The organism is Gammaproteobacteria bacterium (genome assembly GCA_013696315.1).
Lineage (GTDB): Bacteria > Pseudomonadota > Gammaproteobacteria > JACCYU01 > JACCYU01 > JACCYU01.
On record JACCYU010000216.1, the window covers coordinates 1 to 26,509 of the forward strand.

The 26,509-nt window shown below is 59.8% G+C and carries 20 protein-coding genes and 3 pseudogenes; 15 read left to right on the forward strand and 8 right to left on the reverse strand.

Annotated features, from left to right (window positions below):
* Positions 1 to 11: 11 nt before the first annotated feature.
* The 5 genes from ctaD to bioH form a co-directional block, all read right to left on the reverse strand.
* Positions 12 to 1,586, reverse strand: coding sequence for a cytochrome c oxidase subunit I (ctaD, locus tag H0V34_12640; GenBank protein MBA2492496.1), 1,575 nt, complete (start codon positions 1,584 to 1,586; stop codon positions 12 to 14).
* 56 nt (positions 1,587 to 1,642) lie between these two features.
* Complete coding sequence (gene coxB, locus H0V34_12645) at positions 1,643 to 2,464, reverse strand: cytochrome c oxidase subunit II (GenBank protein MBA2492497.1); 822 nt, start codon at positions 2,462 to 2,464, stop codon at positions 1,643 to 1,645.
* Positions 2,465 to 2,678: 214 nt separating this feature from the next.
* Positions 2,679 to 3,149, reverse strand: coding sequence for a DUF2244 domain-containing protein (locus H0V34_12650; protein ID MBA2492498.1), 471 nt, complete (start codon positions 3,147 to 3,149; stop codon positions 2,679 to 2,681).
* Between the two features lie 114 nt (positions 3,150 to 3,263).
* Positions 3,264 to 4,151, reverse strand: coding sequence for a malonyl-ACP O-methyltransferase BioC (gene bioC, locus H0V34_12655; protein MBA2492499.1), 888 nt, complete (start codon positions 4,149 to 4,151; stop codon positions 3,264 to 3,266).
* Positions 4,141 to 4,905, reverse strand: a complete 765-nt coding sequence (gene bioH, locus H0V34_12660) for a pimeloyl-ACP methyl ester esterase BioH (protein MBA2492500.1) — start codon at positions 4,903 to 4,905, stop codon at positions 4,141 to 4,143. Before bioH ends, bioC begins: the two co-directional genes overlap by 11 nt.
* 82 nt (positions 4,906 to 4,987) lie before the next feature.
* Between bioH and plsY the strand changes: the two genes are divergently transcribed.
* Positions 4,988 to 5,581, forward strand: a complete 594-nt coding sequence (gene plsY, locus H0V34_12665) for a glycerol-3-phosphate 1-O-acyltransferase PlsY (GenBank protein ID MBA2492501.1) — start codon at positions 4,988 to 4,990, stop codon at positions 5,579 to 5,581.
* Here the strand turns inward: plsY and tsaD are convergent.
* Positions 5,578 to 6,603 carry a tRNA (adenosine(37)-N6)-threonylcarbamoyltransferase complex transferase subunit TsaD gene (tsaD, locus tag H0V34_12670; GenBank protein ID MBA2492502.1) on the reverse strand — a complete coding sequence of 342 codons (1,026 nt, stop codon included), beginning with the start codon at positions 6,601 to 6,603 and terminating at the stop codon, positions 5,578 to 5,580. The two genes, plsY and tsaD, sit on opposite strands and share 4 nt — an antisense overlap.
* Positions 6,604 to 6,749: 146 nt before the next feature.
* Between tsaD and rpsU the strand changes: the two genes are divergently transcribed.
* The 4 genes from rpsU (at position 6,750) to hemE (ending at position 10,142) form a co-directional block, all read left to right on the forward strand.
* Entirely contained in the window at positions 6,750 to 6,965 is a 216-nt protein-coding gene (rpsU, locus tag H0V34_12675; GenBank protein ID MBA2492503.1) for a 30S ribosomal protein S21, read from the forward strand.
* Between the two features lie 29 nt (positions 6,966 to 6,994).
* Entirely contained in the window at positions 6,995 to 7,450 is a 456-nt protein-coding gene (locus tag H0V34_12680) for a GatB/YqeY domain-containing protein (GenBank protein MBA2492504.1), read from the forward strand.
* 91 nt (positions 7,451 to 7,541) lie between these two features.
* Entirely contained in the window at positions 7,542 to 8,984 is a 1,443-nt protein-coding gene (locus tag H0V34_12685; GenBank protein MBA2492505.1) for an FAD-dependent oxidoreductase, read from the forward strand.
* A gap of 57 nt (positions 8,985 to 9,041) precedes the next feature.
* Positions 9,042 to 10,142, forward strand: a complete 1,101-nt coding sequence (gene hemE / locus H0V34_12690; protein MBA2492506.1) for a uroporphyrinogen decarboxylase — start codon at positions 9,042 to 9,044, stop codon at positions 10,140 to 10,142.
* 45 nt (positions 10,143 to 10,187) lie between these two features.
* Here hemE and H0V34_12695 read toward each other — a convergent pair whose 3' ends face one another.
* Both H0V34_12695 and H0V34_12700 read right to left on the reverse strand, forming a co-directional pair.
* Positions 10,188 to 10,748, reverse strand: a complete 561-nt coding sequence (locus H0V34_12695) for a hypothetical protein (GenBank protein MBA2492507.1) — start codon at positions 10,746 to 10,748, stop codon at positions 10,188 to 10,190.
* Positions 10,749 to 10,840: 92 nt separating this feature from the next.
* On the reverse strand, positions 10,841 to 13,345 hold the full coding sequence (locus H0V34_12700; GenBank protein MBA2492508.1) for a penicillin-binding protein 1A: 2,505 nt from the start codon (positions 13,343 to 13,345) through the stop codon (positions 10,841 to 10,843).
* Between the two features lie 183 nt (positions 13,346 to 13,528).
* Here H0V34_12700 and H0V34_12705 point away from each other — a divergent pair, with 183 nt between their 5' ends.
* The 10 genes and pseudogenes from H0V34_12705 to dnaG all read left to right on the forward strand — a co-directional run.
* The gene (locus H0V34_12705) at positions 13,529 to 14,590 is read left to right on the forward strand and encodes a pilus assembly protein PilM (protein ID MBA2492509.1); all 1,062 of its coding nucleotides are present in this window, start codon (positions 13,529 to 13,531) and stop codon (positions 14,588 to 14,590) included.
* 24 nt (positions 14,591 to 14,614) lie between these two features.
* A complete protein-coding gene (locus tag H0V34_12710) occupies positions 14,615 to 15,205 on the forward strand; it encodes a PilN domain-containing protein (protein MBA2492510.1) in 591 nt (196 codons plus the stop codon).
* Positions 15,202 to 15,713, forward strand: a pseudogene (locus H0V34_12715) (type 4a pilus biogenesis protein PilO). The gene H0V34_12710 and the pseudogene H0V34_12715 overlap by 4 nt, the downstream one beginning before the upstream one ends.
* 1 nt (position 15,714) lies before the next feature.
* A complete protein-coding gene (locus H0V34_12720) occupies positions 15,715 to 16,266 on the forward strand; it encodes a pilus assembly protein PilP (GenBank protein MBA2492511.1) in 552 nt (183 codons plus the stop codon).
* 185 nt (positions 16,267 to 16,451) lie between these two features.
* A pseudogene (locus H0V34_12725) lies at positions 16,452 to 18,527 on the forward strand (type IV pilus secretin PilQ).
* A gap of 164 nt (positions 18,528 to 18,691) precedes the next feature.
* Positions 18,692 to 19,246 carry a shikimate kinase AroK gene (gene aroK / locus H0V34_12730; protein MBA2492512.1) on the forward strand — a complete coding sequence of 185 codons (555 nt, stop codon included), beginning with the start codon at positions 18,692 to 18,694 and terminating at the stop codon, positions 19,244 to 19,246.
* A 24-nt stretch (positions 19,247 to 19,270) separates the two neighbouring features.
* Complete coding sequence (aroB, locus tag H0V34_12735) at positions 19,271 to 20,353, forward strand: 3-dehydroquinate synthase (GenBank protein ID MBA2492513.1); 1,083 nt, start codon at positions 19,271 to 19,273, stop codon at positions 20,351 to 20,353.
* Positions 20,313 to 21,542, forward strand: a complete 1,230-nt coding sequence (locus H0V34_12740; protein MBA2492514.1) for a deoxyguanosinetriphosphate triphosphohydrolase — start codon at positions 20,313 to 20,315, stop codon at positions 21,540 to 21,542. The genes aroB and H0V34_12740 overlap by 41 nt, the downstream gene beginning before the upstream one ends.
* A 204-nt stretch (positions 21,543 to 21,746) precedes the next feature.
* Positions 21,747 to 26,207: pseudogene (gene gltB / locus H0V34_12745) on the forward strand (glutamate synthase large subunit).
* Positions 26,208 to 26,270: 63 nt separating this feature from the next.
* Positions 26,271 to 26,509: DNA primase (dnaG, locus tag H0V34_12750; GenBank protein MBA2492515.1), on the forward strand; the 239-nt coding region annotated here is incomplete at its 3' end.

Here is a 26,509-nt window from a genome sequence, read left to right on the forward strand (position 1 = left end):
GCGCCACCTTTCTATTTCACCACGGGCGCGGTTTCAAATGTGTGATAAGGCGGGGGTGAGGGCAGCGTCCATTCCAGACCCCGTGCCCCGTCCCACACCTGACTGGTCGCGCGCTCGCCGCCACGGATGGTCTGCACGACGATGTAAAGGAACAGGAGTTGCGCCAGCCCAAAGCCAAACGCGCCGACGCTGATCAGCATTTTGTAATCGGCGAACTGCAGCGCGTAGTCAGGAATGCGGCGCGGCATGCCCGCCAGCCCCACGAAATGCATGGGGAAAAAGGTGAGGTTGACGAAGATCGCCGACAACCAGAAGTGCCATTTGCCGAGACTCTCGTTATACATATGCCCCGTCCATTTCGGCAGCCAGTAGTAAACGGCCGCCAGGATGGCGAAGACGGAGCCCGGCACCAGCACGTAATGGAAGTGTGCGACCACAAAATACGTGTCCTGATACTGGAAGTCCGCCGGCACGATAGCCAGCATCAACCCTGAGAAACCGCCGATGCTGAACAGCACGATAAACGCGATGGCGAACAGCATCGGCGTCTCGAAAGTGAGCGAGCCGCGCCACATAGTGGCGACCCAGTTGAATACCTTCACGCCGGTAGGCACCGCGATGAGCATCGTCGCGAACATGAAGAACAACAGCCCGCCAAGCGGCATGCCCACGGTAAACATGTGGTGCGCCCAGACAATAAACGACAGAAAGGCGATAGAGGCCGTGGCGTACACCATCGAGCTGTAACCGAACAGCGGCTTGCGCGAGAAGGTCGGCACGATGCTGGAGATTACGCCGAACGACGGCAGAATCAGAATGTAGACCTCCGGGTGCCCGAAGAACCAGAAAATGTGCTGGAACAGTACCGGGTCGCCACCGCCCGCCGCGTTAAAAAAGCTGGTGCCGAAAAACTTGTCGGTCAGCATCATGGTCACGGCACCGGCCAGCACCGGCATGACGGCGATGATTAGATAGGCCGTGATCAGCCACGTCCACACGAACAGCGGCATCTTCATCAAGCTCATGCCGGGCGCGCGCATATTCAGAATGGTCGCGATGACATTGATGGCCCCCATGATCGAAGCCAGGCCCAGAAAATGGATGGAAAAAATCAGGAACGGAAACGCCGCGCCGGTCTGCAGGGATAACGGCGGATACATGGTCCAGCCGCCCGCCGGCGCACCGCCCTCCATAAAGAGCGTGGACAGCAACATCGCGAAGGCGAACGGCAGAATCCAGAAACTCCAGTTGTTCATCCGCGGCAAGGCCATGTCAGGCGCGCCGACCATCATTGGCACCAGCCAGTTGGCGAGCCCCGTGAACGCGGGCATGATCACGCCGAATATCATGACCAGCGCATGCAAGGTGGTCATGGAGTTGAAGAACTGCGGATCCACGAATTGCAGACCGGGTTGAAACAGTTCGGTGCGGATGATCATCGCCATCGCGCCGCCGACGAAGAACATGATCATCGCGAACCACAAGTACAAGGTGCCGATGTCCTTGTGGTTGGTGGTGAACAGCCAGCGCTTGATCCAGTAAGGATGTTGCTCGTGATGATGGTCGTCGTGTGGTACGGCGCTCATGCTATGGCTCCTGTGTAAAGTGTATCGTGGCGGGGTGTCGCGCGAAGTATACGAATTTACAGGCCGGCCTGGCTTACCTGCTGGCCCTGACCGCCGCTTTTCTGCCTTTGCACCCACTTATCGAATTCCGCCTGCTCGACGGCCCGCACCACCACCGGCATAAACCCGTGATCCCGGCCGCACAGCTCGGTGCACTGGCCGCGATAAACGCCGGGTTCATCGATCCGGGTCCAGACCTGGTTGATAAAGCCCGGCAACGCGTCTCGCTTCACCGCTAGCTCCGGCACCCACCACGAATGAATAACGTCGTTGGAAGTCATCAGAAGAACAATCTTTTTGTCAATCGGCACCACCACTTCGTTATCGACCTCGACGAGATAATTTTCGCCCTTAGCCTCCTGGTTGAAAATCTGTGAGCGCGGGGTAGAGAGGGTGCTGAAGAAATCGATTTTATGATCGAGATAGTCGTAATGCCACTTCCACTGGTAACCCGTAATCTTGATGGTCATGTCCGGGTCGCTGGTATCGTCCATCGCAATCAGGGTGTTGGTGGCGGGTATCGCCATTGCGACCAGGATGACGAATGGCGCGATGGTCCAGAGGATTTCCACCGTGGTGCTCTCGTGAAACTGCGCGGCCTTATAGCCCCTGGAGCGCCGGTGCCGGATAATCGAATACAGCATGGCGCTGAAGACGACCACCCCGATGGCTACACATATCCAGAAAATCAGCATGTGCAGCCCATAAACCTCACGGCTGATCTCGGTTACGCCGCGTGGCATGTTAGAGGCGGGCAGCGCCGCCGCGGAACCGGACAATAGCGGCAGCAGGATTGCAGCCAGCCATGCCACGGCTTGATCGAACTTCCATCGGGCCATGCCCTGTTCCTCCGGAGCTTGCTTACGTTTATTAATCTCCATTAAGCCTGATACGGCTTGCTGGTCAGCGGTACAACAACCATCGTCGATACACATTGGTCAGTACACATCGATCGATGCACGTCGATCGATGTACACGGCCGTAGTATGCAATTGCCATGCAAGGCGTGACCCCTAGTGGCAAACCACCGCGTTGCGCTGTGCCTGGGCCTGCTCATAACGCCGCGCGCAACGCGGCCGCAAGCGAGTGCCGTTCCTCGTCCACCAGACATGCGCCTATTTCAACCTGCAAGCCGTGGGAGCGGATAAACAGCCGGCTTGGATATCCATTGATCGCAGCCTTGTCTAGAATCACCCGCGCCCAGCAACGCTGGAATGAACAGGCGCGTTCCGGTGTGCTTCTGCCGACGGCGATGCGCACTTCCTGCCCGTCGATGGACACCACTTCCCGCCAGCCGCACCTGAGGCAACATCGATACAAACCGATGCCGAGGATCAGCATCTCAAGGCCTGCGAAGGGCAGCATCATCCACAGACCCTGAGCGGCGAAAAACCCCGCGATACCAAATGAAATTACCACCATGCCAGCGAAAAATAACTGGTTGCCGCGCCATGACAGCGACGTGTTGGGCCTGATGACGAAATGCACGTCGTTTGCGCGTGGCTGCTCGCGCGTGACACTCATCTGCGGCTCGCGGTATGGACGGTTGTCACGAAGCGATGCTACCGGAAGCCGTTATTTCAGACAATAGTGAAATGCCAAACAATTACACACAAACTGCCGGTGATTCATGCTCTCCTATGGGGTGCGCCGCCCTATATGACTTACGGGTATCAGGGTTTCTCCGCCGGTCCCGCGCGCGCCTAACCGCGCGCCGGCCGCCCAGGCCAGTCCATAAATGATCTCGTAACTGGCGGGCAACATACCCTCCGGCGTACGGAATCTTTCATAGGCCTGCTCCGCGCGCCGATAACGCTGCCTGCCAGTCAGACCGCGCGGACGGCCATGCATATTGTTGCGGGCGCCCAACCACTTCAGCTCACGCATCAGCTGCGGGACGCCGCGATACGTGAGGCACATCATTTCCATCTCCATGACGGGATCGGCGAAGCCCGCCCGCATCACCGCATCGCCGACATCGTGCATGTCGATAAAGCCGTTGACGTGTGCGAAGGCGTCAGCTTCCGCCCAGCTGGCCCGCAGTTCCTTGAGGGTATCCGGACCCACGGTGGTGAACAGCAGCACGCCGTCGGGTTTCAGTACGCGCCGCATTTCGCGCAGCGTGCGCTCTAGATCGTTGCACCATTGCAGGGTGAGGCTGGAGTAGATCATGTCCACGCAGGCGTCGGCCAGCGGCAGAAATTCCGCATCGCCGCATACGGGTGATGGCCGGCGCCGCCAGTTGCCCGTGCGCGCCGACTTGCGAAGCATCGCCATCGCCACGTCCAGCGCGAGTACGCGGCTGCCGCGATAGCGGCGCAACAGCTCGCCAGTCGCATGGCCGGTGCCCGCCCCTACATCCACGATCGTAGCGGGCTTTACCCGCAACACATCAAGACGCTCGAGCAGACGCCGGGCTACCTCCCGCTGCAACACCGCAAAATCGTCGTAGCGCGCCGCGGAACCTTCAAACGCGCGGCGCACCCGTCGTTTATCCAGATGATGGGGTAGGGGCTCAGTCGTCAAGGAACTCCTCCAGCACGTTGTTAAATTCGCTGACGTGCGACAGAAACGGCGCGTGCCCCGCGCCGCCGATAACGCGATGACGTGCGCTTTTAACAAGAGCGGCTACGGCGGGCCCGGCGGTGGCGCGCACCAGCACATCGCGTTCACCAAGAATTAACCTTAACGGACAACTTAGCAAAGGCAGTTCCGCGCGCAAATCGGCCGCTTGCAACAAACTCAGCCCGGCGTTGACTGAGTCCCGGTCCGGCGCGTACAGGGACATCGCCGCGCGCAAGCTTCGCAACGTGCTCGCAGGGTGCTCGCTTCTGTGCACCTGCAGGGCCAGAAAGCGCGCGAGCGTATCCGTTGGTTGACGTTCAAGGCTTGCGGCGAAATCATCCAGCAGCTTTGAGGCCATGCCGTGCGGCCAGTCAGCCGCGCGCGCAAAACGCGGTTGGCTCGCGACCAGAATCAGCCGGCTGACTCGATCAGGGTAGCGCAACGCATGGGTGGTAGCGATGAGTCCGCCCATTGACCAGCCCAGCCACACGGCCCGCGGGGGCGGCGCGGCAAGATTCAGCGCGGTGCACACGGCATCGAGATCGCGCAGGTCGATGCGCGCGGAACTGCCGCCGTGGCCGGGCAGATCGATACACGTGACCCGCCAGCGGCTTTCCAGCGCGGGCAGCATCGCCGACCAGACACTGGAATTCAGGCCCCAGCCGTGCAACATAACCAGATCTGGCCCGCGCCCGGTTGTGGTCACGCTCAGCATGGAATGCGCGGGCCAGGCACGCATACAGGGTCGGGTCGGTTATTATGGTCGATACAGGAAATCGTCAATTTGCCGAAGCGTCATGTTCATTTCTATTCTACTGATCATCGCAGCCTACCTGCTGGGCGCCATCTCCACTGCCATCATTGCGTGCCGACTGCTGGGAGCAACCGATCCGCGAACCGTCGGGTCCGGCAATCCCGGCGCCACGAATGTGCTTAGAGCGGGCGGCCGGCGCGCGGCCGGCATCACCTTCTGCGGCGACGTTATTAAAGGGCTTGCGCCCGTGGTGGCGGCGCGCGGTCTTGGCTTGGACGATAGCGTGATCGGCGCCGTAGCGCTGGCGGCCTTCTGCGGTCACGTCTTTCCAGTGTACTACGGCTTCAAGGGCGGCAAGGGTGTAGCGACTGGTCTGGGCGCCCTGTGTGGTGTGCATGCCCTGGTTGGCATATCCGCCTTTGCGACCTGGCTGCTGGTCGCCAGCACCACCCGGTTTTCGTCGGTGGCCGCACTTGCGACCAGCCTCATGGCGCCGGTATACATGCTGATCATGACCGGCTCCGCGTGGTTTAGCTGGGCAACGGTTATCATGGCGGCCATCATTATCTGGCGGCACCGCAGCAACATCTCTCAGTTGCTGGAAGGCTCGGAAGAGAAAATCGGCAGCAGCGGTTAGGCGGCACCAGTCGGGTTGTGCAACTCCGTCAGCGGCCAGCGCGGACGCGCCGCGATTGACAGCGAATCTCGCTGGCCCGACTGTAATCTCACCATGCCCGCGTAGGCAATCATGGCGCCATTGTCCGTGCAGAATTCGGGCCGCGGATAAAATGTTTCCGCGCCCAGCGAGGCGGCCATTGCGCTCAACGTGGCGCGTACGCGGCGATTCGCGCCCACGCCGCCGGCCACCACCAGACGTTTAAGCCCGGTCTCGGCCAACGCGCGCCTGCATTTGATGCTCAACGTCTCGGTCACGGCGAGTTCGAACGCGGCCGCGATATCGGCCCTGGTATCGGGCTTATTATCCGACTGCGCAAGTGTATTGAGCGCGTAGGTCTTCAAGCCGCTGAAGCTGAAGTCCAGTCCCGGGCGATCGGTCATCGGCCGGGGAAAGCGGAACCGCCGGGCGTTGCCGCGCTCAGCCAGGCGCGCAAGGGCGGGGCCGCCTGGGTAGCCCAGTCCCAGAAGTTTGGCCGTCTTATCAAAAGCCTCGCCGACCGCGTCGTCAAGCGTTTCGCCGAGCACGGTATAGCGGCCCACCGCGTCGACCTTCACCAGCATCGTGTGGCCGCCGGATATGAGCAATGCCACGAACGGCGGGCGCGGCGGGCGCGCCTCAAGCATTGCCGCGAGCAGATGACCTTCCATGTGGTGCACGCCGATTGCCGGTACGTCCCAGGCCCACGCCAGACTGCGCGCGATCGATGCGCCGACCAGCAGCGCGCCCATTAAGCCCGGCCCGGCGGTGTAGGCCACGCCGCCAATGTCAACAGGTCGCAGACCGGCATCGGCGAGCACTTGGCGGACAAGCGGAATTGTCTTGCGCACGTGATCCCGTGAGGCCAGCTCCGGCACCACGCCGCCGTAGTCCGCGTGCATGCGGCCTTGAGTGTAGAGTCGATGCGCCAGCAGACCAATGCCCGCATCGACCACGGCTGTCGCGGTTTCGTCACAGGATGTTTCGATGCCCAGCACGCGCAGTGGCGTAGCGCGCCCGTTTGTATCTGAACCGACCTGTTTGCCCATGAGTAAATGTCATACTTTGGTTTTTTGGCGGAACGCTACTATAATCGCGTCCCTTTTACCCGCACAAAGTCCGCGAGTCGGCTGGAGTTAGATTAATCGATATGCCTAGTATCCGCGTTAAAGAGAATGAACCTTTTGATGTCGCCATTCGGCGATTTCGCCGCGCGTGTGAGAAAGCGGGCGTACTGACCGAAGTACGTCGCCGCGAGTTTTATGAAAAACCAACCACGGTACGCAAACGCAAGGCGGCGGCAGCGGTGAAACGGCATATAAAGCGCATCTCCAGAGAAGTAACCCGCCAGCAGCGGCTGTACTGATCCGGCAATAGTTGCAGGTACTAGAGCCTATGTCAGCGCGCCTGACCGAGCGGATCAGCGAAGACATGAAAACCGCGCTGCGTGCGCGGGACAAGCGACGCCTAGGCGCGATCCGGCTGATGCTGGCCGCCATCAGACAGCGTGAAGTCGACACCCGCGCGACCTTGGACGACCCTCAGGTGCTGGCGATTCTCGACAAGATGGTCAAGCAGCGACGCGAATCCATCGTGCAATATGACGCCGCCGCTAGAGACGATCTGGCGGCGGTGGAACGCTTCGAGCTCGATGTCATTCAGGGTTATTTGCCCTCGCCGCTGAGCGACGCGGATATCGAGCGCCTGATCGAGGCGGCAGTCGCCGAAACCGGCGCCAACAATTTACGGGACATGGGCAAAGTCATGGCGCAGCTTAAACCGCAAGTGCTGGGTCGTGCTGACCTGGCGACGATCAGCGCGAAGGTCAAGACGCGCCTGTCCTCCCGCTAGCGCGCAACCGGCCCGACGCCTTACTTGCGATACGCTATTTTGCTGTTTTCGCAGGGCTGACTCGCCAAAGTCAGCCCTAAAGGTCACGTGTATGCCCAATCCCATGCAGTTTCTGGAGGTGCCCCGACGGGACCCGGATAAAACCACGGTCGAGGTGCGCATCCAGGATTACCGGGAGATCTACGCCCAGTTTGACCGCGCCGCCGCCAAGGCGCAGGCCGCGCGGTGCCTCGGCTGCGGCAATCCTTATTGCGAGTGGAAATGCCCGGTTCACAATTACATTCCCAACTGGCTGAAACTTATCGAAGAGGGCAATCTGTTCGAAGCCGCCGAGATGGCTTACCGCACCAACAGTCTGCCCGAAGTCTGTGGCCGCGTATGCCCTCAGGATCGTCTGTGCGAAGGCGCGTGCACTTTGAACGATGGTTTCGGCGCAGTCTCGATCGGCGCGATCGAGAAGTACATTACCGATGAAGCGCTCAAGGCCGGCTGGCGGCCGGACCTGTCCGGCGTGGTCAGGACCGACCGGCGCGTGGCCATCGTCGGCGCCGGCCCGGCGGGCCTGGGATGCGCCGACGTGCTCGTTCGCAACGGCGTGCAGCCTGTTGTATTCGATCGTTATACCGAGATCGGCGGCCTGCTGACGTTCGGCATTCCACCATTCAAGCTCGATAAGGAAATCGTGCGCACTCGCCGCCAGATCATGGAAGAGATGGGCGTGGCGTTCAGGCTCAATGTCGAGATCGGGCGCGATCTGCCCTTTCAGCGACTGCTCGACGAATACGATGCCGTGTTTCTGGCCATGGGGACTTACACCTCAATGAAGGGCGGCTTCCCCGGCGAAGATTTGACCGGCGTGCACGAGGCATTGCCGTATCTCATTTCCAACATCGACCGCCTGCTAAAGATTAAGCGCGACGGTCACGCATTCATCAACATGCGGGATCAAAGAGTGGTCGTGCTCGGCGGCGGCGATACCGCCATGGACTGCAACCGTACGGCCATACGGCAGGGCGCGGCATCGGTGAGCTGTATTTATCGACGCGACGAAGTGAACATGCCGGGCTCCCGGCGCGAAGTGGGCAGCGCCAGGGAAGAAGGGGTGCGATTCCTGTTTAATCGGCAACCTGTCGAGATCGTAGGCAGCCGCCGGGTAGAAGGCGTCAAAGTCGTCACCACCAGGCTCGGCGCGCCGGATCAGCGCGGCCGCCGCAGGCCGGAGCCGGTAACGGGGTCCGATGAGATAATCCCGGCTGATCGCGTTATCATCGCGTTTGGCTTTCGCCCAAGCCCCGCGCCCTGGTTCGAGGAACACAGGATTGACCTCGACGCAGGTGGCCGCGTGCTCGCACCGGGGTCGCAGCGCTATAAATTTCAAACGAACAATCCGGCGGTTTTCGCGGGGGGAGATATGGTGCGTGGCTCCGATCTGGTCGTGACTGCCGTATTCGAAGGCCGGGAGGCGGCTGAAGGCATCCTGGCTTATCTCGATGACATTGCCACGGCTTCATCGGTCGCCTTTAGCGCGCGCTAGCGGCAGGTTTCCTGCGCATACGCGAAAGAGCCCGCCATCATCGACCACGTGCATGCAGTGACCGCAACAGCTGAACTCAAAAACGACCGTCTGTTACGCGCCCTGCGGCGCGAGCCGGTGGACGCTACGCCGATCTGGATCATGCGCCAGGCAGGGCGGTATCTGCCTGAATACCGTGCGACACGCGAGCGCGCGGGGAGTTTTCTGAACTTATGCAAGACGCCCGAGCTGGCGTGCGAAGTAACACTGCAACCCCTCGCGCGATTCGACCTCGATGCGGCGATAATCTTCTCCGATATATTAACCATTCCCGATGCGATGGGGCTGGGCCTTTATTTTGTCGAAGGTGAAGGGCCGAGGCTAGCACGGCCGTTGCGAGATGTGGCGGCCATCCGACGGCTACGGGTGCCGAACGCCGAACAGGAACTGGATTATGTCATGGCGGCGCTGCGCATGACGCGGCGCGAACTCAGCGGCAAAGTGCCGTTGATCGGGTTTAGCGGCAGCCCGTGGACACTCGCCACCTATATGGTGGAAGGCGGCGGCAGTAAGACATTCTCAAACGTGAAAGCGCTGCTCTACGATCAGCCCGAGGCGTTGCAGCATCTGCTGGATGTCACCGCGGACAGCGTCGCAGGCTATCTTAACGCGCAGATTGGCGCGGGCGCACAAGCCGTCATGATATTCGACACCTGGGGCGGCGTGCTTTCCACAGAGGCGTATCACGCATTCTCGCTCGCGCCCATGCAGCGAGTGGTTGATCAGCTTCACCGTCAATACCAGGGTCAGCATGTGCCGGTCACACTGTTTACCAAAGGCGGCGGCGCCTGGCTGGAGGCGCTGGCAAATACGGGATGCGACGCCCTCGGGCTGGACTGGACGGTGGAAATAGGCGCGGCGCGCCGGCAGGTGGGCGATCGAGTCGCGCTACAGGGCAATCTCGACCCGTGCGCGCTTTACGCGAAACCCGAACGCATCAAGGCGCAAGCGGCCAAAATTCTGGCCGGATTCGGCCGTGGTCCGGGGCACATTTTTAATCTGGGTCACGGTATCCACCCGGATATCAACCCCGACCACGTCAAGGTCCTGATTGACTCGGTGCATGATCTAAGCCGCCCTTATCATGCCGGACGACCTTGCGGCACCGCGTCTTTTTGATCCGCATCTGAATTCTCTTCGATCAACTCTTCAACCTGCCGAATACTAGCCCGCCGCATCGGCTTGCCGTCGATCGGACTTGACGGTGGGCGCTTCAACGCATCGTAGGGCAGCACCACGGCCTCGACCCGATGATCGCTGATTGCAAAACGCACACCGGTAGTAATCAACGTCGCGGCCATGCCGCAGACGCCGCTCGAAGCCATCGTAGGGCACACTGGCATCCATTAGTACGAACAACACCTCTTCTACGGCGTCGGCGAATACGTGCAGGTCAATGTCCGAATGCTTGCCCGCCGTGCCGCTGAGCACCGCGCCCGTCAAGCGGGGCTCGAAGTTCTCCAGCAGTCGCATGGCGGAAATCGCCACGCGCCTGAGCGACCATACGTCATTTTGATATCCTCGCGTGTAGAACAGACGTTGATGCTCGTACACTGCCTGCTCGATCTCGCGATTGCCCGGCAAGGGTTGCCCGCTCGCGACGCTCAGCCGCTCCGCGGCCTTGAGTTTTGCGAACTGGTAATCCGCGACGCCCTCATCCAGCAGGATACGCGCGGCTTCCTGTGCGATGCAGGCGCGCAGACGACTTTCACGGGAATCATGCATGGCGTTATGCGGTTAGGACTGACTGGGGGGCGCAAAGTGGTTCAGTTCGCTCCGTGTGGCTTGTCCCGATGACGGTCAGTCGGGTTACGCGATCAAAACAACTGCTCGGGCACCTCAACGGGCTGCTGCTCTGACCGGCCGTATACCGGCGCCGGCGCCATTGCGCCGCGCCTGGGCACTTGGTCGGAACGAAAAGTCTCAAAAATACCGTCGTCGCTGACCGAGCTTGCCAGCAGCCCGGTTTGCGGATCAATGCGCACTGTCACCATGCCGGCTGGCTGCGGCAGGTTGCTTTCAGGAATGTCCCGCAACGCGACCCGCATATAATCAATCCAGACGGGCAACGCAGCGGCCCCTCCCACCTCGACGTCACCCATTGGTCGCGGGTTGTCGAAACCCAGCCATACTGTGGTAACCAGCCTGGTGTTATAACCGCTGAACCACGCGTCATGCTGATCATTGGTGGTGCCGGTCTTGCCCGCCAGGTCGGTCCGATTTAACGCCATTGCCTTGGCGCCCGTGCCGGTGCTGATCACATCCTTCATCATGCTGACCATTTGATACGCATTGGCGGCCGGCAACGCTCTTGGCGCGAAGTCTCGCGGGTAAATGACCGTATCGCGTCGCTCGTCTGCCCGTTGCACCGCGACCGCCGCTGAGTCAGTCGCAGTTTTGGCCGGGCTCATCACGGCGAGTGTGCCGTTGTCAGCGCTTAGGGGTGGCGCGGCCCCCGGCTGACACGCGGCACTCTCGCACAGAGCCGGAGGATTCGCCCGGAATACCGTTTTGCCTCCCACGGTCTTGATGCTTTCAATCAGATAGGGTGAGATGCGAAAACCGCCATTGGCGAAAACGGCATACCCCGCCGCGAGTTCGAGTGGCGTTACCGAACCGCTGCCCAAGGCGAGCGATAAATCCATGGGCAGGCGGCTGGCATCGAAACCAAACTTCGAGATGTGATCCATCGCGGCGCTCAGGCCCATGCTGCTGAGCAATCGAATCGACACCATGTTGCGGGACTGCGCCAGCGCGACACGCATGCGCGTGGGGCCGTAAAATGTGCCGCCGTAGTTTTCAGGGCGCCATATGTTTTCCAGACCCGAGGCATCGAATACGACCGGCGCGTCGTTTATGGTGCTCGCCGGCGTGAAACCATGCTCCAGCGCGGCGGAATAGATGAACGGCTTGAACGCTGAACCGGGCTGGCGATACGCCTGTGTTGCCCGGTTGAAGTTACTCTGGTTGAAATCGAGACCGCCGACCAGCGCCACGATCGCGCCGTCACGAGGATCGAGCGACACCAGTGCGCCAGATACATCCGGCAGCTGAGTTAGCCCCCATCCGCCCTTCTCGTTTTGCACGATGCGTACAATGTCGCCCCGCGCCAGCACATCGGCAGCGGTGTCTGGCGTACCGCCTTGCGCATTCTGATTGATGTAGGGCCGCGCCCACGACAGGTCTTCCCAGCTCAGCGTAATCAGTTTCCCGCCACCGGCATAAACCTTGGCTGACTTTTCGCCGACGTTGATCACCAGCCCGGCGCCCAACCCGGCAACCGGCGGGCAATCCGCGAGCACGCTTCGCCAGGCACTCCTGTCCGCCAGCATATCCGGCCCGATACGCTGCTCCGCTCCCCTGTACCCGTGCCGCTTGTCGTATGCTTCCAGACCCGCGCGCAATGCCTCGGCCGCCGCGCGTTGCTTGTCGGCGCTGACCGTAGTCTTAACCTTGTAGCCCCCGGTGTAAGCGTCGAGGCCAAACCGCGAAGTCATTTCCATGCGAGCCATTTCCGCGACGTATGGCGCTTTCGAAGCCACGGCCGGATCATGCAGACGCGCCGTCCCGGACCGCCGGAGCGCGATCTGATAATCCTTATCGTCAATAAAATGCAGGTCGTGCATGCGTTGCAGCACATAGTTACGACGCTCAATGGCGTGCGCCGGATCCGCGATGGGGTTGTAAATGGACGGCGCCTTGGGCAGACCGGCGATTATCGCGATCTGGCTCAAATTCAGTTCGCGCGCATCAAGGCCGTAATAAACCTCGGCGGCGGCGCCCACTCCGTAGGCACGATTCCCCAAATAGATCTTGTTGAGATAGAGCTCCAGGATTTCGTGCTTGGGCAGCTCCCGCTCCATTTTCAGCGCCAGAAAGACTTCCCGCAATTTGCGCTCATACGTACGCTCGCTGGTCAGGAAGAAATTTCGCGCCAACTGCATGGTGATGGTGCTGCCGCCCTGTTGCTTTTCGCCCGTGCTCAGCAACTGCCACGCCGCTCGGAGCAAACCGTGGTAGTCCACGCCGGGGTGCGTGTAGAAGCGATCGTCTTCGGCGGCCAGGAATGCGCGCTGCATGAGCATTGGCACTTGCTGGAGCGACAGCGGTTTGCGCCGCTTTTCGCCGAACACCGCCATGAGTTCGCCTTCCCGCGTGTAGACCCGCAATGGCGTCTGCAACTGAATATCTTTAAGGGATGCGACGGAGGGCAGCCCGGGCGCCAGATAAAGATACGCGCCAAGCATGGCAGCGGCACCAAAGGTGGCGAAGCCCGCCGCCAGAACCACACCAAAACGCAGAAACATCAGCAATATGCGCATGCGGGATTAAAACGAGTTGTCGAAAACTGATCCTGCACGGCAGGATGAACGGTATAAATCTCCTCGCATATGGTGAACACAAGTTACGGAATTAACGGTAGTATTTTTCAGGTGAAAGGTTACGACTCCGACTGAGATTGCGCCGAATAGTTTTGTAACCGTCCCCGCGTACAAGGATATTGTGTGTCTCTTTTCAAACGTAAGCAATCCTCCGTGCTGGGCATCGACATCCGCTCCACGTCGGTCAAACTGTTGGAGTTAAGCCGCTCGGCCAGGGGTTTCACGGTCGAACATCATGCAGTGGAACCGCTGCCGCCCAATGCCATCGTGGAGAAGGCTATTTCCGATGTCGCTGCGGTCGGCGAGACCATTCGCCAGGCGATTAAGCGCGCGGGCGCCAAAAACAAAAACTGCGCGCTGGCCGTGAGCGGTTCGGCAGCCATTACGAAAGTGATCACCATGCGCGCTGGCTTGACGGACGATGATATGGAGTCGCAGCTCCAGATCGAGGCGGATCAGTACATTCCCTTCGCACTGGAAGAAGTCAATCTGGACTTCGAAGTGCTGGGCCCCACTGAGAATAACGCCGATACAGTGGACGTGCTGCTCGCGGCTTCGCGCAAAGAGAATATCGAATTGCGCGTGGCCGCCGCCGAGGCGGCGGGGCTTACGCCCAAGGTCATGGACGTTGAGGCCTATGCGATTGAGAACGCATTTTCACTGCTTCTGCACCAGGTACCCAATGAAGGCCGCGACAAGAGCGTCGCGCTGATCGACATTGGCGCGACCATGACCTGCCTCAGCGTGATGCACAACCGGAAGCTCATTTACACCCGCGAGCAGCCTTTCGGTGGGCGGCAACTAACCGAGGAAATCATGCATCGCTATGGCCTGACATACGACCAGGCCGGGATGGCCAAGAAACAGGGCGGGCTGCCTGACGACTATGTGAGCGACGTGCTTGAGCCGTTCAAACAAATCCTCGCACAACAGTCGAGCCGGTTTTTGCAGTTCTTTTACTCTGCCAGCCAGTACACAACCGTGGATTACATTGTCCTGGCGGGTGGCTGCGCATCTATTCCGGCGATTGACGAAACCATCGAGCAGTTGTTGGGCATTACCACGGTTATAGCGAACCCGTTCAGCGGCATGTACCTCGCTTCCCGCTTAAGTCCCAAGAGCCTAGCTAAAGACGCGCCGTCGCTGATGGTCGCGTGCGGACTGGCTTTAAGAAGCTTCGACTGATGTTTGCCGCGAGCTTAAACCGCTATGGCACACATTAATTTACTGCCCTGGCGTCAGTTACGGCGCAAGGAACAGCAACGCGAGTTCATCTCCATCATCACGTGTTCCGCTGTGCTAACGGGCATTCTGGTGCTTTATGCGCATATTCACGTCAACGGGATGATTGAGTTCCAGGAGCGTCGAAACGAGTATCTGGCAAGTGAAATCAAGATACTGGATGAACGGATCGCCGACATTAAACAGCTGGAGTCGACGAAGAAGGCGCTGCTGGATCGCATGAATGTAATCGACAGCCTGCAGGCCACCCGTCCCAGTGTAGTACACCTGTTTGATGAGCTCGCACGCACGTTGCCGGACGGCACTTATCTGACCTCCGTCAAGCAAAACGACAATGAATTGGCCATCACGGGTAAAGCGGAATCGAACGCGCGCGTATCGGCGTACATGCGAAGAATCGACGCCTCCGGCTGGCTGGCAGACGCCCGGCTGGAAGTGATCGAAGCCAGTCAGGATGAAATTTCGCGGATTAGCGATTTCACCCTGCAGGCCAATCAGTCCTCGCCGCAAGCCAAGCAGGATGGCGCACAAAACGTAGGGCAGGAACCGGGGTTATGAAGTTTCCTGCTATCAACAGTATCGACCTGAAGACTCTGGCCAGGGCGCCCGCGCCGATTAAGGCCGGCACAATAGCTGTGCTATGCGCCGCACTCGCGGGTAATGGCTATTACTTCGATACGCAGAAACAGCTTCAGTTCTTGAATTGTACAAAGGTCAGCTCGAAGACATGCGCCGCTCTTTTGGCGCCATGCTTCGTCAGTTGCCCAGCAAAACAGAGGTTCCCAGCCTTATCGTCGATAAATCGCAGACAGGATTGGCGAGCGGACTGGAAATCGATTTATTCAAGCCCGGCTCGGAGCTTAGAAAGGACTTTTACGCGGAAAAACCCATTCAGCTACGCGTACGTGGGCATTACCACGAATTCGGCAAGTTTGCGAGTGGCATCGCGGCCTTGCCGCGCATCGTGACGCTGCACAACATCGCGCTATCGCCAGGCCAAGCCGGCGCACTAATGACCATGGAAGCGACGGCCAAGACCTACCGCTATCTGGAAGACGGAGAGTGACATGAACTCAACGACCTTTCGACACCCCCCCGTAGCAGCGCTCGGTGCGACAGTTCTTGTCAGTCTGCTGCTTGGAGGGTGCGGTCGTGATATGCACGATCTGCAGACGTACGTAGCGGAGATCAGGCTACGCAAACCCGCCGGTATCGAAGCATTACCCGAAATCAAGCCCTACGAAAAATTTGACTATCAGGCAGAGGGGCTGCGTGATCCCTTCGATGCGAGCGTTATCGCGCGCCAGCCTGATTCCACCGGCGCGCAGACCGCGAGTAATGGTCTCTCACCAGACCCCAATCGTCCGACAGAGTTTTTAGAAGGCTTTCCGCTGGATACGCTCAGGATGGTCGGCACGCTGGAACAAAGTGGGCAGTTATGGGCGCTTATAAAAACTCCGGACACGACTGTTCAGCGCGTGATGGAAGGTCATTACCTCGGCCAGAACAGCGGTCAGGTTACGAATATCACCGACGGGAACATCAAGATCATGGAGATCATCCCTGACGGCTTCGGTGGCTGGCGGGAGCGCGAAAGTATGGTTGCACTCAGCGAATAAACCGCGGGCAGTCATTCCACCAGACGAACCACGCGCGTGACGGCAAATTTGAATAAGTAAGCATCCAAACAAACGGCTATGAGGTCTTAGACATGCGCACCCCCACCCTTTGCCGAACGATGCAGGCGTTTGGTTATAAGGAAGTGACCGAAGATACGATGGCATCGTGGGCGCGCAAGTTGCTGATGGGCGCGACGCTAATGGTCGGGGCGGTGTTCTGCCTGACGGCTGCGTTGCCTGCCCTTGCCGCCGGTAACACGCTTGAGTCCGTCTCCTTCGCTTCCCTGACCGGCGAACAAATTCAGCTTTCTCTGCGCTTCCGCAGCACGCCTTCGAAACCTTCAACGTTTTCCATCGATAACCCGGCTCGCATCGCACTGGACTTTCCCGACACCACCGCGCAGGTTAACGAGCGGTCCAGGGATATCAACATCGGCGTAGCCAGAAGCGTTCACACCGTTACGGCGAACGATCGCACGCGCGTCGTCATTGAGCTCGCGAAATTAGTGAATTATCGCACCGAGGTCGTTGGAAATGAGGTGCTGGTAACTCTCGGCGGTGGTGCGAATATCGCCACGGCTGCCACACAGCCGACACCGTATGCCGCCAGCTCTCTAATTCAGCCAGTGGCGGGTAACGGCATCACAAACGTCGACTTTCGGCGTGGCGAGTCTGGCGCGGGCCGCATACTCATAGGGCTCACGCAGCCCGACATTCCGATCGACTTGCGTGTACAAGCCGGCGAGATTCTGATCGATTTCGCGGACACCGCATTGCCCGACGAACTGCGGCGGCGGCTGGACGTCGTGGACTTCGCCACACCCGTGCAGTCAATTGATGCATTCCAATCCGGTAACAACGTGCGCATGGTTATCGACGCCGCACCGAAATCCGAACACATGGCGTACCAGTCCGGCAACCTCTATACCGTGGAGGTGCAGCCGATCGTTGAAGACGAACAGGGCGTACGTGGCTCCGACGAGTACACGGGCGAACGCCTCTCGTTGAATTTCCAGGATATCGAGATTCGTTCCGTGCTGCAGTTGATCGCGGATTTCACCGGCCTGAATATCGTTGTCAGCGATGGCGTAGCGGGCAACCTCACCTTGCGGCTCAAGAACGTGCCGTGGGATCAGGCGCTGGACATCATACTCAAAACCAAAGGTCTGGATGTGCGCCGCACCGGCAATGTCATGCTGGTCGCGCCGGCGGAGGAAATCGCGGCACGAGAAAAACTCGAGCTCTAGGCGCAGCAACAGGTAAGCGAACTCGCGCCGGTCAGCTCAGAATTCGTACAGATCAACTATGCGCGCGCCGCGGATATCGCGGCCTTGCTGAAGGCGCCCGAAAACTCGTTGCTTTCCGAGCGCGGCAATGTCAGTGTCGATACGCGCACCAACGCATTGCTCGTGCAGGACACCGCGGCCAAGCTTGGTGAGGTTCGTCGCCTGGTGGACCGGCTGGATATTCCCGTCCGGCAGGTGTTGATCGAATCGCGTATCGTCATTGCCTCGGACAATTTCAGCAAGGAGCTGGGCGTGCGCTTCGGCGCATCCAGTCTGGACGATGACGGCAGCACCAGTACCGCAGTCTCCGGGAGTCTAGATGGCGCCTCGCAGTTGATCAACGACGATGACCTGCAGCTGAATGACCGGCTGAACGTCAATCTGCCAGTCGCCAACCCTGCCGGCAGCATCGGCATTGCTCTCGCGAAACTGCCGTTCGGCACCTTGCTCGAACTGGAGCTCTCGGCGGCGCAGGCCGAAAGTCGCGCGGAGATTGTCTCCACGCCCAAGGTCATCACCTCGAATCAGAACGCTGCCCGTATCGAACAAGGTGTGGAGATTCCATATCAGACAGGGGGAGGCGTTGGCACCGCGCCTACAACAGAGTTCAAAAAAGCCGTGCTGAGCCTGAACGTGACTCCGCAGATCACACCCGACGATCGAATCATTATGGACCTGGCGGTCAGCAACGATTCAGTCGGCCAGTTAGTCCCATCAGGTCTGGGTGGCACTCAGCCCTCCATAGACACCAGAAGCGTTGAAACTCAGGTACTGGTCGATAACGGTCAGACCGTGGTGCTGGGCGGGGTTTACGAACAAAGGCAGACGAGAAGCGCCAGCCGCGTTCCATTCTTGTCAGACATCCCTTTGCTGGGACGGCTGTTCCGTAGCGATCGAAACAGCAGCGACAAGGCCGAGTTATTGATCTTCGTGACCCCCAGGGTTATCAGCGACAGTCTCTGGCTCGCCCGCTAAGGGCGGCCGAAACGCTGCCGTTCGCAGAATTACCACAACCTGAGTAGCGCCAGCTACCGTTTACACTCAGTGACGTGGATTCAACTGTGTCGGCCATTCAGCAGGTTCACTCAAGACCCGTGTTGGCATATGCTCTGCCGTAATTAGCAGACGCTTCCCAATGCATGTCAAAGACCGACAACATATTTCTGATTGGCCCCATGGGTGCGGGCAAGTCCTCGATCGGGCGCAAACTGTCGTCGAAGCTGACGCGCCCGTTCTGGGACAGCGACAAGGTGCTGGAGCAACGTACCGGCGTCGATATTGCGACCATTTTCGAGTTTGAAGGCGAAGCCGGATTTCGCGAGCGCGAGAGCCGCGTTATCGACGAGCTTTCCCGGCAAGCGGGAATCGTGCTCGCTACCGGCGGCGGCGCGGTGTTGCTGACACACAATCGCGACTGGTTACAGATGCGGGGTCTGGTTGTCTATCTCTGCGCCACCGTGAATACGCAACTACGACGCACCGCAAGAAATCGCAACCGACCGCTGCTGTACGACACCGATCCAAGGGCAAAATTGTCGCGACTGTTTGATCAACGCGATCCTCTATATCGCCAGATCGCCGATATTGTTGTCAGCACCGACAACCTCAGCATTCCGATTGTCACCGACGCATTGCTGCGACAGCTGGAGTCTCCCGGTGCTTGCCGGAAAAACATTTGCCGATTTGAGTCTTAAACCGGTGTGCAACGAGTCGAAGCGTTGGAAACCTTAACCGTCCAGCTTGAAGAACGTTCGTATCCGCTCTACATCGGCGCCAGGCTGCTACATAACCGCACCCTTTTGAAGCAGCATATCCGCGGCCGCAGGATCATGGTGGCGAGCAACGATACGGTCGCGTCCCGTTACATGCCGGCATTGATGTCGACCTTGCCAGATTCCGCCGATACCGTAATCCTCCCGGACGGCGAGCAGTTCAAGACTCTGGAAACGTTAAACGCCATATTCACAGCCTTGCTCGAAAAACGGCACGATCGCGGCACGACATTGATCGCACTTGGCGGCGGCGTAATCGGGGACATTACCGGCTTTGCCGCGGCGAGCTATCAGCGCGGAGTGGATTTCATCCAGATCCCCACTACCTTGCTCGCGCAGGTGGACTCATCCGTAGGTGGCAAGACCGGCGTCAATCATGCGCTGGGCAAGAACATGATCGGGGCCTTTCATCAGCCGCGCTGCGTCATCATCGATACCGACACACTACAATCGCTGCCAGACAAGGAACTGAGCGCCGGGCTCGCCGAGGTAATAAAGTACGGCCTGATAGGTGATTCAGGGTTTTTCGAATGGCTTGAAGCGAACCTGGAGGGGCTAATGCGGCGCGATGCAGCGGCGCTGGCCCATTGCATTCGCCGCTCCTGCGAAAGCAAGGCGGCAATTGTAGCCGCGGACGAACGCGAACAGAGCGGCCAGCGGGCGCTGCTCAACCTCGGCCATACCTTCGGACATGCGATTGAAACCGGGCTCGGTTACGGTGCATGGCTGCACGGCGAGGCGGTAGGCTGCGGCATGGTGATGGCGGCGACGTTATCGCAGCGGCTGGGCTGGATCGCTAACGGCGACGTGCAGAGAGCGAGGAACCTGATCGAACGCGCCGGCCTGCCCACCCGGCCCCCCGCGGGAATCCCGCGCGCGCGGTTTCTGGATCTCATGCGTGCCGACAAAAAATCCGTAGACGGCAAATTGCGGTTGGTGTTGTTGCGCGGGCTAGGCGACGCCGTAGTTACGGCCGATTTCCCCTTTGATGAACTTGCGGCCATGCTCGAAGACTACGATCGTGAGTGAACTAAAGGCTAGCGCAGGTCTGGGCAATACACGCGCCAACAATGTACTGGAGGCATACGCCGTCTCTGAGAAAAACAGCCGTGGCAGAAGTTTCCATGAGCCCGCGCCCGCTTACCGCGGCGAATTCCAGCGGGATCGGGATCGCATTATCCACTGCACCGCCTTCCGGCGCCTGGTTTACAAGACGCAGGTATTCGTCAATCACGAGGGAGATCTGTTTCGCACGCGTCTGACCCATTCTCTGGAAGTGGCGCAGATCGCCCGTTCAATCGCACGCGCGCTGAGTCTTAACGAGGATCTGGCTGAAGCCATCGCCCTGGCCCACGACCTCGGGCACACGCCTTTTGGCCACGCGGGACAGGATGCGCTCAACAAGTCCATGGCCGAGTATGGCGGTTTTGAGCATAACCTTCAGTCGCTACGAGTAGTCGACGAACTGGAGATGAAATATGCCGAGTTCCCGGGACTCAATTTAACCTTCGAGACCCGCGAGGGCATTCTCAAACATTGCTCGCTTAAAAACGCGCATGCGCTGGGGGAAGTCGGGCAGCGATTCATCGCCAGGCGACAGCCGTCACTGGAGGCGCAGCTTACCAACCTGGCCGACGAGATTGCCTACAACAACCACGATGTCGACGACGGTTTGCGAGCCGGTTTGATCGACATCGACCCGTTGCGAGAAATTCGCCTGTTTGGCGAGCCTTATGACGATGTAAAGAAAAATTACCCGAACCTCGAGGCGCGACGCGTCGTCAACGAAGTCGTGCGTCGCATGATCAATCATCTGGTCGTTGATCTGATTGAAAACAGCCGCCGCCGACTCGAGGCTGCCGCGCCCACTGGCATCGAAGCGGTGAGGACACACCCCGAGCCGTTGATTGCCTTCAGCGGCGATACGCACGCCGAAGACGAGCAGCTCAAGACGTTTTTGCGCAAGACGTTATACCGGCATTATCGGGTGCACCGCATGAGCGTGAAAGCCAGGCAGGTCGTGACGGACCTGTTTGCCGCGTTCATGGACGACACGCAGCTGTTGCCGACCCCGCAGCGGCTCAATGCCGAACGGCGCCAGCAGGCGGCAGGCAAGTCGGCACGCGCACGAGTCGTGGCCGACTATATCGCCGGCATGACAGATCGATACGCACTCACGGAGCACAGCCGTATCTTTAATCCTCACGGCGCCACTTGAGCGCTGCGGCCGGTTGCCCATGGACGACCGGGCCAGCATTAACTCGCGATCAATCGACGCTGAGGACAAATCGGGCGAATTGAACGTCTCCGGGCGCGGCCCTATACTGCCAGATCAACCCGGTTCAGTTCGCAACGTGCCTGGCATGCAGTCTTACGCACGCGCTGTGCCGAGCATTTCGTACGAGACGCTCCCATGACCTTGATGCACACCCGTCGGTCCGCCGGGCTTTATTGCCCCGAATTCGAACGTGACAACTGCGGTTTCGGCCTGATCGCGCACATGGATGACAAGCCAAGTCACTGGCTGGCCGAAACCGCGATCAAGTCGCTGGAGCGCCTCACTCACCGCGGCGCGATGGCGGCCGACGGCATGACCGGCGACGGCTGCGGTTTGTTAATGAAAAAGCCGGATCAGTTTTTGCGCGCAATCGCCGGGGACGCGGGCATCAACCTGGGCGCGCAGTACGCAAGCGGCATCATATTTCTTAACCAGGATCCGGTGTTGGCCGCCGCGGCACGCGATGAGCTTACAGCGGCGATCAGCAATGAAGGGCTGGAACTTGCGGGGTGGCGACAGGTGCCCACCGATTCGCGCGCGTGCGGTGACGAGGCGCTGAAAACACTGCCGGTAATCGAGCAAATCTTCGTGAATGCGGCGGAGGGCACGGAGGCAGACGAGTTCGAGCGCCGCCTTTTCGTCGCCCGGCGGCGCGCAGAGCAGGCCATTGATCCTCAAGACGAAATCTTTTACGTCCCCAGCCTGTCCACGCGCGTGTTTTCGTTCAAAGGTTTGGTACTACCTGAGAACCTACCCGTATTTATCGCGATCTGGAGGACCCACGACTGGCCCTTCGGTCTGCCTGTTCCATCAACGCTTTTCCACCAACACCTGGCCGCAGTGGCGACTCGCGCAACCTTTCCGATTTCTGGCGCACAACGGCGAGATCAACACCATTCGGGGCAATCGGCTGTGGGCGCGGGCGCGAACGCCAGGTCTTGCCAGCGCCGCTCTTCCGCACATGACTGAACTGGCGCCGCTGGTATCGATGTCAGGCTCCGATTCTTGCAGTCTGGACAACATGCTGGAGGTTCTGCTGGCGGGCGGCGTCGACATCTTCCGCGCGATGCGGTTGCTCGTACCGCCGGCGTGGCAGAACGTCAGTCATCTCGATCCCGATCTGCGCGCGTTCTATGAATACAATTCCATGCACATGGAAGCCTGGGATCGTCCCGCCGGCATCGTGCTCACGGACGGCCGGTACGCCGCGTGCGTCATGGATCGCAACGGCCTGCGCCCCGCCCGATACGTGATCACGCGCGACCGGCACATCACGTTAGCCTCCGAAATCGGCGTGTATGACTACTCGCCGGAAGACGTGATTACCAAGGGACGGCTCAAGCCCGGACAGATGATTGCCGCCGACACGCAAACCGGCGAGCTGCTGCTGCCGGCCGATATCGATGCCCGGCTCAAGTCGCGCCACCCCTACCGCAAGTGGCTGAACCTGCATGCGCGCAACATCGCCGCTTCGCTGGCCGAGGAGCCTCTGTCCAGCAAGCCTTTCGACGCCAAAACACTGGCGTGCTTCGAAAAGATGTTTCAGGTCACCTTCGAGGAACGCGATCAGGTGCTGCGCGTGCTCGGCGAGGCCGGCCAGGAGGCGGTCGGCTCGATGGGCGACGATACGCCGCTGCCGGTACTGTCCGCGCAGCCGCGCTCGCTTTACGATTACTTCCGCCAGCAGTTCGCGCAGGTGACAAATCCGCCGATCGACCCATTGCGCGAGAGCATTGTCATGTCGCTGGAAACCTGCTTCGGGCGCGAGCGCAGCCTGTTCGAGGAGACTCCCGAGCACGCCATGCGCCTGATCCTGGATTCACCTGTGCTGACGGAAGAAAAATTCCGGCGCCTGACCGCGCTGAACGACGCCCATTATCGCTGCGTGGTTATCGATCTTAATTATTCCGTTGCCGGCGGGCTGGAAATCGCCATCCGTGCGGTGGGCGAGCAGGCGGCTCAGGCGGTGCGCGCGGGCAACAACATTGTGGTGCTGTCCGACCGCGGGATCGCGCCCGACAAACTGCCCATGCACGCCTTGCTGGCCACCGGCGCGGTACATCATCGTCTCATTCGTGAGGGATTGCGCTGCGAGGCCAATATCGTGGTGGAAACGGCCACCACTCGCGACCCGCATCACTTCGCCGTCCTGCTCGGCTACGGTGCTACGGCAATCTACCCTTATCTCGCATACGAATCCCTGCACGGCCTGATCGAGAACGGCGAAATCGTCGACAGGCGCTCGCATGCGCTGGCGCAAAGTTACCGGAAAGCGATCAAGAAGGGGCTGTACAAGATCATATCCAAGATGGGAATCTCCACCATCGCGAGCTACCGCGGCGCGCAGCTGTTCGAGATCGTGGGTCTGCACGACGAGGTGGTCGGACTCTGTTTCGAAGGCACACCAAGCCGCCTTCAGGGCAGCGGTTTTCCCGAGCTCGAACAGGATCAGCGGCGCCTGGCCGAGCAGGCGTGGAGTCCGCGCGCCCGCCCCCGGCAAGGCGGCTTGCTCAAGTACATCCACGGTGGCGAGTATCACGCCTACAATCCCGATGTCGTGCATGCGTTACAGGCAGCGGTTTTGAGCGGAGATTACGCGGAGTATCTCGTTTTCGCCGATCTCATTAACGGACGACCCGTTACCGTCCTGCGCGATCTTTTGAAGCCGCGCGAAGATGTCGCGCCGATACCACTCGACGACGTCGAAGCCGTCGAGGCGATCACGCTGCGATTTGATTCCGCCGGCACGTCGCTGGGCGCGCTTTCACCCGAAGCACATGAGACCCTGGCGGAAGCCATGAATCGTATGGGTGGCCGCTCCAATTCCGGGGAGGGCGGCGAAGATCACAAACGTTTCGGCAGTGTCAAGAACTCAAAAATCAAGCAGATCGCCTCGGGCCGTTTCGGTGTAACACCGCATTACCTCGTGAACGCGGAAGTCTTGCAGATCAAAATCGCGCAGGGCGCCAAGCCCGGCGAGGGCGGACAGTTGCCGGGCCATAAGGTCAACAAGATGATCGCGGAACTGCGTTATTCAAGCCCTGGCGTGGCATTGATCTCGCCGCCGCCGCACCACGATATTTATTCAATCGAGGATCTGGCGCAGCTGATTTTCGACTTGAAGCAGGTCAATCCGAAAGCGCTGGTGTCGGTCAAGCTGGTCTCCGCGGCCGGTGTCGGCACGATCGCGGTCGGGGTCGCCAAGGCTTACGCCGATCTGATTACGATCGCAGGCTACGACGGCGGCACCGGCGCATCGCCGCTGACTTCAGTGAAATACGCCGGCAGCCCCTGGGAGCTGGGCCTGAGCGAAACGCATCAGGCTCTGCGCGCCAACGATCTGCGCGACAAGGTGCGTTTGCAGACGGATGGCGGCCTGAAAACCGGCCTGGACGTGATCAAGGCGGCCATTCTGGGCGCCGAGAGCTTCGGGTTCGGAACAGCGCCGATGATCGCCATGGGCTGCAAGTATCTGGGCATCTGTCATCTCAATAACTGCGCCACCGGGGTCGCGACCCAGGACAATGTGTTGCGGTTGAAGCACTTCAAGGGCCAGATGGAAATGGTGATGCGCTATTTCAGATTTGTAGCGCAAGAGACACGCGAATTGATGGCCGGGCTTGGCGTGCGCACCTTGACCGACCTGATCGGCCGCACCGATCTGCTGGAGGTTATCGAGGGCGCCACGGACAAGCAGCTACGCCTGGATCTGACGCCGCTGCTGGCCGATGGCGGCGTGTCCGCGGACAAGCCGCGCTTCTGCCTTGAGGCGCATAACGACCCTTTCGATCGCGGCGAACTGGCCGAACGCATGCTCGCGGACATGACGGAGGTTATCGCACGCAAGACAGGCGGCGAATTTCACTATGTGATCAAAAACGTAAATCGCTCCATCGGCGCGCGCATATCCGGCGAGATCGCGCGGCGATACGGCAATTACGGCATGGTGGACGCGCCCATAACAGTACGGCTCACCGGCACCGCGGGGCAAAGTTTTGGTGTATGGAGCGCGGGTGGCCTGCACATGGAACTGGAAGGCGACGCGAACGACTACGTGGCCAAAGGCATGGCGGCCGGCAAGTTGGTGATCAGACCACCGAAAGGCTCTGCGTTCAAGTCTGTCGATGCCGCCATTATCGGCAACACCTGCCTGTACGGTGCGACGGGCGGCAAATTATTCGCCGCCGGTATCGCCGGGGAACGCTTCGCCGTGCGAAATTCCGGTGCGATCGCTGTGGTCGAGGGTATGGGAGATCACGGCTGCGAGTACATGACCGGCGGCGTGGTCGTGGCGCTTGGGGCGACCGGCCTGAACTTCGGCGCGGGAATGACCGGCGGTTTCGCACTGGTGCTGGATCGGGCCAACAATTTTGTCGACCGATACAATCATGAATTGATCGAAATTCATCGCATCGATCCAGAGAACATGGAGGCACACCGCAATTATCTGCAGGAACTGCTTACCGAATACGTGACGGAGACCGATAGCGATTGGGGGCGGGCCATTCTGGGAGTTTTTCCAGCTTTGTGCATCGCTTCTGGTTGATCAAGCCGATCGCTTCGGAGCTCGGATCACTGATCGACAACCTGCGGCAGGCGGCCTGATCGCGGTAAAACCGGCCTGTTGTTGATGACCTAATCCGAATAAGGCGGGGCGTCTGACCAGTAGTGAGCCGTATTCCTCAGCAGTTTATCGACGATCTGCTCGCGCGCACCGACATCGTCGATGTCATCGAGACGTACGTGCCGCTCAAGAAAAAAGGGCGCGAGCACGTGGCCTGTTGTCCGTTTCACACCGAGAAGACGCCCTCGTTTACCGTCAGTCCGGACAAGCAGTTTTACCACTGCTTCGGGTGCGGCGCGCATGGCACCGTGCTGGGATTCCTGCTCGATTATGAACACCTCGA